Here is a 13,298-nt window from a genome sequence, read left to right as displayed (position 1 = left end):
GTGGTAATGGCGGTCGTGGTGGCTACCGTGGCAACCGTGACGGCGCACGTGATGGTAACTCAGCTGGCGGCCGTGATGGCGAACGTCGTTTCGACCGTAACCGTGGTGGCGATCACCGTGGTAACCACCGTGGCGAACGTGGCCATGGCAACGCAGCAGGCGGCAACCGTGGTCGTCGTCCAGAGCGCAGCGAAGGTTAATCAACCTTTAGTTTTAAGCTGAAGCTTACAAGCCAAGTGCTTATAGACGAATAGCTTAAACAGTGAATTTAAAAGCCGAGCATAATGCTCGGCTTTTTTGTGCCTGTTATTTTATTTTTCGCGCCTGTAGCACGTTTTAAGCCCAGGTTTAGCTAATGCCTCGTATCACATGGCAATCACACTCACATGCGCTTAAGGCTTTGTTTAGGATACTTAGTTAGGGGATACGGGAGTCGTTCGCTGTCTAGCAAAAGAAATGCACAGCTATAATGAAAAATGAATTTTGAAGTAAGAGCAGCTCAACCTTTCGAGCTGAATAAGTGATCTCTTTAAATTATGAGGCAAAGAGAAACGCCTTAATGTCTATTCGCGGGTATTGGTAACCAACCGCTCTATATCTAAGTGTCGTACTGTATTTTTTAAGTCGTAGCGTAGAACGCTAGCTTGTTTTGGGCTTTATGGGCTTAGTTTATGAATTGGATTTATGGATAAGATTTCAATACAAGATGACTTTGCTCTCAATGTAGTTTGTATGAACCTATCAGTTTCATAAGTGCATTTACTTCATCTAATTCAACTATTTTTTAATTTTCGTTCTCGAAAGAAATGAATTGATGACTAAGATCAACTTAATTGTGTTCATTTGGTGGTTTTTGCAAAACAAAAGTTGAAAGATTCAAAAATTATTGAATAATAGACTTAACTAAAATTGAAGCGCAAACTTCACTAAATTCGTACTGAAACAGGATCCATATCCAATGTCTAATTCGTTTGTTCTGGTTATTAACTCGGGTAGTTCTTCCCTTAAATTTGCTGTCATCGATTCTGTTTCTGGTGACGCAGTATTAAGTGGCTTAGGGGAGTGTTTTGGTCTTGAAGATGCTCGCATGAGCTGGAAGTATCAAGGTCAGAAAACAGAAATTGCTATTCAAGGTGAGGGTAACCACCACAAAATTGCCATTGGCAAGTTGGTAGGCTTGATGGAAGACCTAGGCTTTACGGCAGATATCGTAGCTATCGGTCACCGTATCGTTCATGGTGGCGAAAAGTTCACTCAGACTGTTCGTATTACTGAAGAAGTAACGAATGAAATTGAAAGCCTGTCTGATCTCGCTCCACTTCATAACCCAGCTGGTGCTATTGGTATCCGTGCTGCGATTGAAGCGTTCCCTTCTCTACCTCAGTTCGCTGTGTTTGATACTGCTTTCCACCAAACAATGCCACAACGTGCATTTACGGGTGCAATCGCAAAAGAGCTATACACAGACTTTGGCGTTCGTCGTTACGGTTTCCACGGTACTAGCCACTACTTCGTTAGCCGTGAAGCAGCGAAAATGGTCAACAAGCCAGTTGAAGAATCTAGCTTCATCTCTGTTCACCTAGGTAACGGCGCTTCAGTATGTGCTATCAAAGATGGTAACAGTGTTGATACCTCAATGGGCTTCACACCGCTTTCTGGCCTTATGATGGGCACACGTTGTGGTGACTTAGACCCAGGTATCATCGAGTACCTACTTAAGAAAGGTTGGTCACAAGAGCAAGTATTCAACTCTCTAAACAAGGAGTCTGGCTTCCTAGGCGTGTCTGGTCTTACGAGCGATGCTCGTGGCATTTTAGAAGCAATGGAAGAGGGCCACGAAGGCGCGAAACTGGCTTTCGAGGTGTTTACTTACCGTGTAGCGAAATACGTTGCTTCTTACCTAGCTACACTAGACTCTCTAGACGGCATCATCTTCACTGGTGGAATTGGTGAGAACTCACTACCAATTCGCCGTGAGATCCTAAGCAACCTTAAGATTCTTGGTTTTGTTGAAGATGTAGCTGGCAACGAAGCAGCTCGCTTTGGCGCTGAAGGCATCATCGCTAAGTCTGAAATGCTTGGTGCGGTAGCAATGGTTATTCCAACCAATGAAGAATTCGTTATCGTACAGCAATCAGTAGCTTTGCTAAACAGTACTAAATAGTTCTTATTAAATTGTAGATTAAGCCGCTGATTTTCAGCGGCTTTTTTTTATCTAAAAGAAAGTGAGGTAAGTGATATTTATAGAGTTAAAGGGTAGTTATCTCTTCTTAGTAGGTTTTCGTTTGCATGAATATTCACTTTTAAAATATTCAAAGATTCATGCCTTATAATATTCTATTTTATTATATATATGATTTTATTGGACTTTTTCTTAATTTTTTTACGATTTTCACTTGTTTGTTTATTGACGGTGCATGTGTTAATTGTTGAAATGTATTCAAATTGACGCAGAGCAATGTGAGGAATGAAATGGATAATATAAATCAACGTATACATAAATCAGCCAGACTAGCTTATATCTACTCACGAGTAAGTAAGTTAACCCAAGCTCAGCAGGGTGGTGGGATTGGTCGACAGATAGATCGAGGCATGAAGTTTGTTGAAGACTTGAACACAAAAGCTGGCCAACAAGAAAAATTTCATAGGTATGAAATTGCTAACGAAATGATAGTAGACAAAGGCTTGTCTGCATATTTGGGTCGAAACACATGTGAAAATGCAGGGTTAGGAGCATTTTTACAAGCTGCACGTGAGGGAAAAATCCCACCTCATTCGCTTTTAGTTGTTGAAGCTGTGGACAGAATTAGCCGTCTAGATCCTAGTCAGGCTCGTATGATTTTCCTCGAGTTAGCACGGTATAAAATCGATATTGCGATACAAAAATTCAATCTTGTTGTTTATCATGATGAAAAAACAGACATGGGAAGTGACTTACTGCTTACTGCTGCATTCCATCTAGCTCACATGGAAAGTCAGCAAAAATCAGATCGAATATGTGCGACTTTTGACAAAAAGAGAGAGCTGGAACGTCAAGGTGGTGTAAAACGAACTACTATTTGTCCCGCCTGGATGAAGATTTCTCCATGTAAAACAAAGTTTGAACTAATTCCTGAGAGTGTAGGTGTATTGAAACGTATTTTTAAGATGCGAATAGATCACGGCATGGGAGCAATATCTGTTGCTAAGAAACTCAATAGTGAGGGTGTTTCGAACTTCAATGGTCGGCCGTGGAGCACTAAACTAATTGAAAAGTACTGGAAAATGCCGCAATGCATTGGTGCTTTTCAGCCAAAGACTGATGATTATAAATCAGGAAAACGCAGAAAAGTCCCACTTGGCGATTTGATTTCAGATTACTATCCAGCGGCTATAAGCAAGACAGATTTTGCTATTGTCCAGGATAGTTTCTCAAAATATGAGAAAGGAGCTAAATCTCATAACTGTAAAAACTTGTATGCAGGACTACTAAAGTGTGCCACGTGCGGCGGAACATTGAGTTTTGCAAAGCCAAATAGAGGTCAGCCAAAACTACGTTGTAGAAACTATTTGGACAATAGAGGGTGTACTCAAGGTCGCAATGGTTCACTAAACTACCTTCCAGTCGAAAAACTGCTTGTTGATAGCCTTTCATCTATAGAGTACTCGCAGTTGCATCGGCGTACTAACTTAACAACTGACACGAATCAGCTATCAGATATAGAGCTTGAGCTGAATAATGAGCATATGAAAGTAGCTGAGTTAAAAAACGAGCTAGAAAATGTAAGTAGCTCTAGTGCGATATCGACTCTAGCTAGAGAGCTAGATAGGGCGTGTATTAGAGTAGAAAAGCTTAAGCAGCAGCAAGCTATGTTATTAAGAACACAATCAACCCCAGATCTAAGCATCTTTGAAGAAGCAGACTTTACTAAAATGGAAGAAAGGTGTCGGTATAATAATTTTATCAGCAGCTTTGTTGACTATGTTGTCGTGTCAGGTAGCGATTGTATTGTGTGCTTCAAAGGTGACCTAGGTTTCGTGCAGTTGTTATTAGGTAACTGCTCAGAGAGGCTTAGAGAGCGTGGTTATATGCTTGGTAAAGATGTAATCGAAGGTAAATTTAAAAATGATAAAATTCTTGATGACGACAAGGTGATTCAAATTGATCTTGGTAAGTATGTGGAGAAGCAAAATCAATTTTTCGCAAAGCTCACAGATTTACCGATCCCTAGCTCTAGTGATTACTTAATGAGCATCAAATTTGCTTTTAATATTCAGATCAAGCTAGGTTTGTGTCCAAGCTTGAAGAGCGTGACGACAAACATATTAAACAGCAATGATATTCAAAATAATCTATTGAAATAGGTCTCTCCTATTGTGATGAATAACGAAAAGCTTAGAGGATCATCTGTGAGTTTTTTTTACGTTAGTAGGGTATGTGTTATCGACGATATAACATCCAAATAGGAATACTTAAATTACGCGATTTCGATCTTCTGCAAGATTTATCAGTTAATTAAGGATTATTGAATTGGCGAGGCTAGCCTCGCCTAAACCAAAGGAGCAACACATGAAAATTGAACATATTGATGAGAACATAAGAGTAAGGTTGCTCAAGCTATTTGATGGTAACAGACAAATGGTAGAAGAATGGCTCACAACATCGAAAGTTGTCTTCAATAATGAAACACCGCTATATGTTCTAGACACACCGCAGGGATACCACAAAGTACTGGAAGTCATTAATAGAATTGAGCTTGGTGATTTATCTTAACTAATGTTATAGAAATTAGGGCAATTCAATGCAAGCACCAACCTTAGATAGCATAGAGTTCAACTTCAATGATTACGATCTAGGCTTAGAGCGTTACGTCAGAGGTATCTGGGAGCTACAGATACTAAGGCTTCATGTTCTTGATGAACAACTCGATTCTTCCGTAGTCGATGAAATCAATCGAATTAACGAGTCACTTGGTATTACGGTTATCAGTATTGATTTAGTTGAACTTACCGACTTATATGCTGAGTCTGAAGATCTTAAAGAAGCGATAGAGCAAAGTGAACACCCTAAATGGCTTTGGCTTCATGGCGTCGATGCTTTGAAAGATACTCATTTTGCAGGATGGTTACGGTCATTGTTGACCGTTCGCTCGGTAGAGAATGTGCGAGTTGTCTTTGTTGCACGGTCTCAAGAGGAGCTGAGGGTAGTGTTTAGAGACATAAAGACTCCATTATATCAATCGACAATTGCACTTGATGCTAGCTTTGAACAGTCTAAGCAATAAAATGCCCAGAGAGACACTCAGTTGGGGCGGTTATTAACCGAGTTCTATTTAATGATATCTTTAGCAATATAACTATTTGTGATGCAAGGCATATTTCTTTCATAAAAAGCATACTGGATTCTATAATGCCAAACCACGGCTAATTATTCCTTATTAAACAGTTATATAGTATGATAAACCTACTTTAACTAATGAATTTGAAGCATGCCAGACGCGCCTTCCTCAAGCCCTAACATCTATAAAACAATATTTTTTGTAAGCCTGATCACGTGCTTACTTTTTTGCATTGTGCTTTTAGCACTGCTTGTATGTTTGCCGTCACCATCATTGCTCTCTTATCTTGGGTATGCAGACTCTGTTGCACTTGCTAATGCCAACAATATCAACGACCCGTTCACATCTCACATTGTTGGTGAGCTAGTAAAAAACGGAACATTGATAAGCCTCAAGGATGTGTGGTCATTTCAAACGGGCTTTTATCAAACGATTATCACTTTCCTTATAGCCATTAACGGTTTGATTGCTGCAATATCAGTAATTTACATCAAAAGTACATCTGAAGAAAAAGCCGAAGAAATCACAAAAAAATATATGCATAGTGATACATTTAATCACGTACTTAACACAAAGGTTGAGAATGAAGCGGAATCACGCCTTCGAGTCGTGCAAAGCGATCTGAATGCTACTGCTGGTGATTTTGAGAGGTCATTAGGAACTGTGGATGAAGCTCTAGAACGATTACAACTTTTAGAAACAGAAAACCAAACCCTACGCCAACAAATAAAGGTCATTTCGGAACGTGTTGCTAAATTAGACACAGCCGAATCAGAAGGCAAAGAAACTCTACTTGTCAAAAAGGAACAATAGATGGCATTCGTTAGAAAATCTGGTAGAAAAACTCAGGCGACTACAGAATTTGAAGATTTGTCTACACCTGAACATCTAATAGCACTTGCTGAAGATAAAGGGTTGGAGACTGATCCTGTCAATGTATCTGAATTGGCCAGACATCTAGGGATTGCCGTTAGATATGAACCAATGCAAGATGAAGAATCAGGTTCACTTAAGAAAGAGAAAAAGTCAGGTAGTTGGGTAATGACCGTTAATTCACTACACCATCCGCATAGACAAAGATTTACGATAGCTCACGAAATTGCACACCGCATACGGCATGCCGCTAACAGTGACTGTTTCGAAGATACAACTTTTTTTAGAAATGGGGAAACAAACTGGATGGAAGCCGAGGCAAATGATTTTGCAGCGTCACTATTGATGCCTAAAGATGCTTTCAATAAATTCATAGCCAACGTATCGTCAAAGGTTGAAGATGTTGCTATGCACTTCCAAGTGTCTTCTCATGCTGTTCGAATTAGAGCCAAAGTTCTTGGTTATGATGGACATAATCTATGAGTGAATTTGTCTATTTCCCTATCATAAAGACTAGAGATGGCGAACTTCGCTGTTTTGAGCACATCAATGATGATGACTTTTCGAAGATTTTGCCAATTTACGAACTAACTAAATCGAGAAAAACGAAAAAAGCACCTGATGGCGATATCTATCGTCGTATGAAGCAAATTGCAGAAATTCAAAACAAGCGGCCATTTATACTTGACTTGAGTACAAATGAAAAATATATCAATCCTCAAATTGAGCAATTGTTATCAGAACACAATGGTTTTAAAGAGTGGCAGTATTTTCTTTTTGACCTTCATTGTGACTTGAACATCGTCCCTATGGTTCACTTGTATGAAGATGATGATGGCAGGTTCGAAGACGTTGAAGAGTTCGTAAGAAGTGCTTCTGCTAGGACTGACTTCCTTGCAGTTAGATTGCCATATGATTTAAGTGACGAAGAAGTTGAATATTACCTAACTCCTATAGCAAGTAACCTAAACGAAAGCTGTAAACTCTATGTAATCCTAGATGCTGAATTCGTACGAAAGAAAGACATTAATGATGTTGTTGATACTTTCATTGAAGCGTGCTCAGGTACGGAGTTATTTGCAGACAAAATAGAGGCCGTTGTGATGCTCTGCACTAGTTTCCCATCGAATGTTGCACAAACTGGTGGCGAAGATATTGCTGGTGAATTTAGGGTCTGGGAAGAAGATATCTATCAGGGTATCAGTGAAGAGTTCCCAATCAAATATGGGGACTACGTTTCAATTAACACCGAGCAAATTGAAATGAAAGGCGGCACTTTTGTACCTAGAGTTGATATTGCTTCTCTAGACGGAAAATCATTCACTTATAAAAGATACCGTCGAAACAATGGTGGATATGTAAGAGCCGCAAAGCATACCGTTAGAGACTCTGCATCATATAAGCCACTTGGTGTTTGGGCTGATGAAGAGATCCAAGCAGCAGCAAGCGATAATCCATCAGGTATCAGCCCTGCATTTTGGATATCGGTTCGCATGAACTATTATATTAAAAGTCGAATTTTACTTAGAGAATTAGATGATTCTCCGCTTCAGTAAAGATGGGGCTTTCTTCGTAATCGTATATATATCATCCGAAGTCAAATGCAAAGTGGTTTCTTGTTTCAACAATCTTGAGACCACTCCATATCTTTCATTAAACTCGTTTCTTGATAACAGTCTTAATGACTTCAATGAATTGTTTTTCGATACGTACTCACATAATTCATGCTTCGATCTTAAATTGCTTCCTTTCGATAGAGTACTCAACTTTTGAACACTTAGCGCACTGGATAACACCATTTTATCGTGTCTTTTGAAATGTTTTGATTGACGAATATGTGTAATACCATCACTTACGGCCAGTAGGATACCTACATCTCTTGAAATTGTTGCTCGTACTTCAGCCAAATTACTTGGTTCACACACGACAAAACAAAAATCAAAAAATTTTTTATAACTTTCAATTTGATAACTTAATCTAGATACAGTGTCACGAGCCCCTTTTATTTCAAAGGCAGTTAAATAGCCAGCATTCAACAATGCTAAATCCGCTCGTCTTTCGCCAAATTGAAATGAAAATTCAGAACCAGCTACAAAATTTTCATACTTTTCTAGAAAGTACCGTACTAACAATTTTTTAATTTCTAGTTCTGTCATTCGCTCAACTTTGGGCTGTATGTATATACAGCATTATCATGTATTAATTGCTTATCAGCAAGAAGATTAATGCTTCCTTAACTTGTATATCTTCCAAAGGCAACAAGGTACTTGTCTAAAGTCGTTTATGCAAATAATATCAATTGATACAGTTTCCAAATGGGCTTTGCTACATTTCTAATGGGTAAAGTCATTAAGTACGGTTTTCATGAAGAGCTCCTGGGATAAAAATTTGATTAATGCGAAATAGGGCTTAGTCTGCTCACCAAAACTTCCTCTCTTACCGTAATCATCTCATAAGTCCCATCCCGCCTACGATTAGCATTTCTTACAGCCAAAATATTCACAAGTTGAATATTTAAATCGTTATATTTCAGTTGCTTAAAGTCATGTTTAGGTGAAATTATTTTCAATTTTTTTTTGCCTCTTTTAGAAAGTCGATTATGAGAAAAAAGCCTGTGAAAACATCAAGATAGCCATTTGAATTATATTCCACTTTCGAATATTTATCCTTATTATACAATAACTTAAGTTAAGTCAATTTTGACAGGTCGTAAAAGGCGTGGTTAGATATATGAACATTCATTATCCATTGAAAAAACACAGAGAAATTGCTCCACAAGAAGAGCACCATTTTTGAAATGGCCAAAAACACTGGTCAGAAAAATGACAATAAAAACTAAAGTGCGCGGCACTAAAAAACTGCTAAAAATAAAAATACAAAAGAAACGCGTTCTCAAACGTAACCCTTCAATATCACTAGTTAAGCGTGACTACCCACTGAATTCTGTAGCTCAAAGTGTCTGCCACTTCATCCGTACGCGCACTGTGGCGGAAACCACTCTTCTTGCAAAGAAATCTCATGCCCGACACGTCATCAGGCATATAGGGGATATCGACATTTCTAAACTCACAAAACAACGGATTGAGGAGTTTAAAATGGAATTGTTAGAACCTGGCGTCAAAGGCAAAGATGAGACTGGTCAGGTCTGGCTACACCCTAAGCAGTTTTTCGATGATTTTTTAGGCTCAGATGGAGTCGAGCATCGAGGGCCGAGTCATACCTGTGCAAGCCTCCACTATAACAACGGTGTTGCGGTTGCATGGATTGCAAAACTTCTAGGGCATAGAAATGTCAGCATTGTTGAAAAGCACTATGCAAAGTTCAACACGAAGAGTTTAAAACGAGAGCAAATCAAAGCTGATAACAACATTAAGCAGCTTTTTACTCAGACTGATGAAAACAGCATCGTCGTAGAAAGAGAAAAACTAAAGCCCAAGCCAAAGTCTACCTCTACCCCGTCATTAGAAAGCTTGATGTCGCTGCTTAAGATGGCCAAAACAGACGAACAACGTGAAACCATCTTCGCTGTTATAGATATTGCTATCGCTGAAGGAGGGTATCAATAATGGTTCACTTATTACTGGCTTCCTTCCTGCCTTTCTTTTCCAGTAAGAAAGGAAGGTAAGTATGGATATGAACAAACTTGAAATCGAATTTTCTGCGCGGTTAACCGAGCGCGGTCTTTCTGTCGACAAAGGCACTCCTCTTCACAAATATGCGGCATATTTTCCACCGCATTCTGAGGGGGTTCCATCAAGTGCTAAGAATTTGCAAAATCTGGCTAAAGGCTCGTTTCCACGGTCAAGAGTCGCTTTTGAGCTGTTGATTGAGGCGCTCAAACCAGCGCCTGCCATTAGACAAAAAGCAACTTGGTTTAGTGATATCGAGCAGATGTTTGTAAAGCAGCTTCATGACCGTTTTGACTCCGTTTGGGATAGGTTTGATTTAGAAGTTCAGCAACTAGCTCAATCAAGAGCTAGCATTGCAGAAGCCAAAACAGACAAGCTGATGACTGAGTTATTTGAAATAGATAGCTACGTTGATGAGTTGCATTCAACCAATGCACAGCAGTTGGAAACGATATCAAATCTAAGCGCAGAAGTTGAGTTAGTACGACAGCATGAAGGAACGATTACTCAGTTAAATGAGCGTCTAGATGAAAAGGTAGCTCAACTCAAAGAGCTTACTAGCCAACTCGATAAGAACCATCTTCTTGCTCGTGACCTAGCAGCTAAAACAGCAGATACCAACCGTCTTGAGGCGCAAATACAAGCCCTAAAAGATTCAAACCAATCGATTCAAAATGCTTACGAAGTTGAGCTTAAAAAGAACGGCATGCTTGAAGGTCAGATCCAAGAGCTAAAGCCCCCTCTTCCCACAGAGAGCCAAGCCGCCATTGATATGGTTGATGGCATGAATCAACAGAGTAAACCCAGTAACGGCATTAAGCCTTTGCAGCCAAAATAAAAAGAGCAAGGTTACTCCAACCCCGTATGCCCATTTCTTCGAAATGACGGGGTGGAACTTGCCAAAGCGGCTGCTTTGGAATCGCTTGGGCTGCGCCCAAACCCCTAACTAACTTATGAGACCTATCTGAAATAGGCGAAATATCATGACTAAAAAAAACATAAAACAGCAAATACAGAATGCGTATTTGCAAGACCAAGACGTCAAAAATCTGTTTGAATTCGAAATAGATAAGCTAATTAAAAATAATAAAACGGTATCCAAGTCAGCGTTAAAACAACATCCTGATTTGACGCATTCCATGGTGGAATCTGTCTACCCTTACTATGCCACTTCAAAGAATGCTCGTATCGAATTGAACTGTAGCATCGTTGATAAAAAGACATGGCAACACAAAGCGAAACAAGCTGATAAGACAGTATCTCAGCTAGCGATTGAATCGCTTAATAAAGTACAGATTAGAATCCCGTTTACGCAAAAACTACAATCTGAATTGAATGCTGTGGCGCTTGAGCGAGTTAGGTTCAACTCTTTACTTAACCAGCTTGCAAGATGGTGCAACACGCACAAGAGCGGCATCGAAACCGTTCAAGTACTCGCTGAGCTTAACTACCTTCAAAAGCAGTTTGATGACCATGATTTGCGGATGATGCAAATATTTGCTCAACCTTATGACCACTATCTTTATCAGTATCCGACTGAAGATGGTTGGAGGGTCTACAAATGTCACTAATCGCCGTATTCTCACAAAGTGGTGTCGGTCAGTCTGATCCTAAAGCTGCCAGCAATTATCTGTATGGAGCGTACTGCTCATTGTCCGATGAACAAAAAGCAGAGTACTCTGATGGAACAAAGCTGATAAAGCTGGCACATGAAAGTGGAGATATTCAACTAGCATACGAGGCTAACCACACACGCTCACAAGTCCGAGGGATAAAACGAAACCCTCCACCAGAGTCAATCAACGGTAATCGAGTTGCGGTTGACTATGCGATTGCTAACAACCCTCACAAGCACAAGTATGTGAGCGGTGTCATCTCACATGCTTCAAATGATACTGCCAAGCTCATTGCCAATCCAAACATTGAAGCTGAGTGGAGAGAGCTGTTTGAAAACCTGTGTTTTGCTGGGCTTCCTAAAGATGAGCGGTTGATAGACTGGGTGCGACACACTCACCAGCCAATTATCGAAAACCACTATCTAATCCCTCGCATACATTTGCGTACAGGCAAGTCATTTAATCCTGCATATCCAGGTCATGAGCGTGATTTCAACTTGCTTAGGGATTATCTCAATTTGAAACACGACCTAGCTGACCCGAATGATCCACTGCGTAAACGCTTAACGCAGCCATCTAATAGGAATGATAAAACGTCACAAATCGTCAGGCAGCTAAACGCTATCGTTAATACATTTATTCAGCGAGAAAAAATCCGAAACCGAGGAGGTGTAGTCGCCCTACTTAATCGTGATGAAATCAAAAAATCATTTGGTATTAATAACGTTGAAACCTCACTCAACTTCGTTCGCATTCACATTGATGGTAGAGAGAAAGCGATACGTCTTAAGGGTTTTGCGTTCACAGAACAATTCACGTCATTAGCGACTATCAAACAAGGCGAACCGACGCTGTTAACCAAGCAAGAACGTTTAGATGAACTTGAAACAAAACTGACAGCAGCCATAGAAAAGCGTGCGGCGTTTAACTTAAAACGCTATGGCGAATCCCCGTCTCAGAAAAATGATGACAATACGATAGGAAAAGAAGCGAATAAAGCGTTTACACAACGAATGAATGATTCTTTCCCCATTCCATCAAGCAGCAACGACTTTCTTCCTCTACCAGCTATTGATGACAACCTGACAGGCTGGGACAAGCTCGTAGCTATAGAAAGTAGAAAGACTGCCGCTCATATCAATGCGATAGCGGCAATGTTGCAGCGAGCAAAAATACAGTCAGAAAAATTAACAAAAATATTAGACGAAATGAGAAGGAAGCCACGTTATGAATCACTTAGAAAGCCAGTTGAGCAATTGTTTACTCACAACGAACAAGCAGCAAGAAACATCATTGATGATGCTAAGAGCAGAGCTACAAGAACAATCCGCGCTATTCAAAGCGACTATCGAGCAACTCATGACGGAGTATCAGAACGAACGTCGAACACTTTTGAACAAGGTCGAGACAACCCACGACAAGATTATGGTCGAGTACAAAGCCTCAGTGAAAGAGTTGGTGAAGCTATCGAAACAATCAGAGAGTCAATCGACTTCAGCGAAAGCTGCAATGAAGCGGCTAGAGACTCGTCTCAGCGCATTGGAGAGCTTACAGCAGCAACAGAGCGCGACATTGGCCAATTTCAAAGAGGTTTTGCGGATATCGTGACCCAGCCTGCGCTTCTTGACCGACTCAAAGCGCGAGTAAAACGAAATGAGTTAGAGAAAAGCAAGCCGTCACCTCAAGGTAAATCAAACAAGAAGACCAAGCGTAGAACTCAGAACTACAACAAAACGAATGAAATATAATTAAAGTAAGGAAGAAATGATGAAGAACCGTCGTTCAGACCATTGATTTCCAATTGATTTGTATTACTGGGGCGTAAACGAGACTTTGTATCTCGGTTATGCCCTTTTCCTTTT

Annotated in this window: 13 protein-coding genes; 12 read left to right on the top strand and 1 reads right to left on the bottom strand. The window is 40.1% G+C overall.

Going from position 1 to position 13,298, the window contains the following annotated elements:
* The 8 genes from ED652_RS14725 to ED652_RS14690 all read left to right on the top strand — a co-directional run.
* A partial coding sequence (locus tag ED652_RS14725; RefSeq protein ID WP_162929945.1) for a hypothetical protein occupies positions 1-200 on the top strand: 200 nt, incomplete at its 5' end.
* Positions 201-958: 758 nt separating this feature from the next.
* Positions 959-2,164, top strand: coding sequence for an acetate/propionate family kinase (locus ED652_RS14720; protein ID WP_122055303.1), 1,206 nt, complete (start codon positions 959-961; stop codon positions 2,162-2,164).
* A gap of 308 nt (positions 2,165-2,472) precedes the next feature.
* Positions 2,473-4,344, top strand: coding sequence for a recombinase family protein (locus ED652_RS14715; protein WP_122055302.1), 1,872 nt, complete (start codon positions 2,473-2,475; stop codon positions 4,342-4,344).
* 205 nt (positions 4,345-4,549) lie between these two features.
* Positions 4,550-4,753 carry an MbcA/ParS/Xre antitoxin family protein gene (locus ED652_RS14710; RefSeq protein WP_122055301.1) on the top strand — a complete coding sequence of 68 codons (204 nt, stop codon included), beginning with the start codon at positions 4,550-4,552 and terminating at the stop codon, positions 4,751-4,753.
* Between the two features lie 28 nt (positions 4,754-4,781).
* The gene (locus ED652_RS14705) at positions 4,782-5,264 is read left to right on the top strand and encodes a hypothetical protein (RefSeq protein ID WP_122055300.1); all 483 of its coding nucleotides are present in this window, start codon (positions 4,782-4,784) and stop codon (positions 5,262-5,264) included.
* 204 nt (positions 5,265-5,468) lie between these two features.
* A complete protein-coding gene (locus ED652_RS14700) occupies positions 5,469-6,131 on the top strand; it encodes a hypothetical protein (RefSeq protein WP_016784237.1) in 663 nt (220 codons plus the stop codon).
* Entirely contained in the window at positions 6,132-6,674 is a 543-nt protein-coding gene (locus tag ED652_RS14695) for an ImmA/IrrE family metallo-endopeptidase (protein WP_016784236.1), read from the top strand.
* Entirely contained in the window at positions 6,671-7,747 is a 1,077-nt protein-coding gene (locus ED652_RS14690; protein ID WP_122055299.1) for a beta family protein, read from the top strand. The genes ED652_RS14695 and ED652_RS14690 overlap by 4 nt, the downstream gene beginning before the upstream one ends.
* Here ED652_RS14690 and ED652_RS14685 read toward each other — a convergent pair.
* Entirely contained in the window at positions 7,724-8,347 is a 624-nt protein-coding gene (locus tag ED652_RS14685; RefSeq protein WP_122055298.1) for a sce7726 family protein, read from the bottom strand. The two genes, ED652_RS14690 and ED652_RS14685, sit on opposite strands and share 24 nt — an antisense overlap.
* A gap of 636 nt (positions 8,348-8,983) precedes the next feature.
* On the opposite strand from ED652_RS14685, the gene ED652_RS23995 reads away from it, so the two are divergent.
* The 4 genes from ED652_RS23995 to ED652_RS14665 all read left to right on the top strand — a co-directional run bounded on the left by ED652_RS23995 (position 8,984) and on the right by ED652_RS14665 (position 13,184).
* A complete protein-coding gene (locus ED652_RS23995; RefSeq protein WP_225998408.1) occupies positions 8,984-9,757 on the top strand; it encodes a hypothetical protein in 774 nt (257 codons plus the stop codon).
* A 61-nt stretch (positions 9,758-9,818) separates the two neighbouring features.
* A complete protein-coding gene (locus tag ED652_RS14675; protein ID WP_122055297.1) occupies positions 9,819-10,658 on the top strand; it encodes a hypothetical protein in 840 nt (279 codons plus the stop codon).
* Positions 10,659-10,803: 145 nt separating this feature from the next.
* Positions 10,804-11,391, top strand: a complete 588-nt coding sequence (locus ED652_RS14670) for a hypothetical protein (protein WP_122055296.1) — start codon at positions 10,804-10,806, stop codon at positions 11,389-11,391.
* A complete protein-coding gene (locus ED652_RS14665; protein WP_122055295.1) occupies positions 11,382-13,184 on the top strand; it encodes a hypothetical protein in 1,803 nt (600 codons plus the stop codon). The genes ED652_RS14670 and ED652_RS14665 overlap by 10 nt, the downstream gene beginning before the upstream one ends.
* Positions 13,185-13,298 lie beyond the last annotated feature (114 nt).

It is taken from the genome of Vibrio sp. Evd11, from assembly GCF_900382755.1.
In the GTDB taxonomy this organism is placed as follows: domain Bacteria; phylum Pseudomonadota; class Gammaproteobacteria; order Enterobacterales; family Vibrionaceae; genus Vibrio; species Vibrio lentus.
This window is presented reverse-complemented; position numbering and strand designations above follow the sequence as displayed.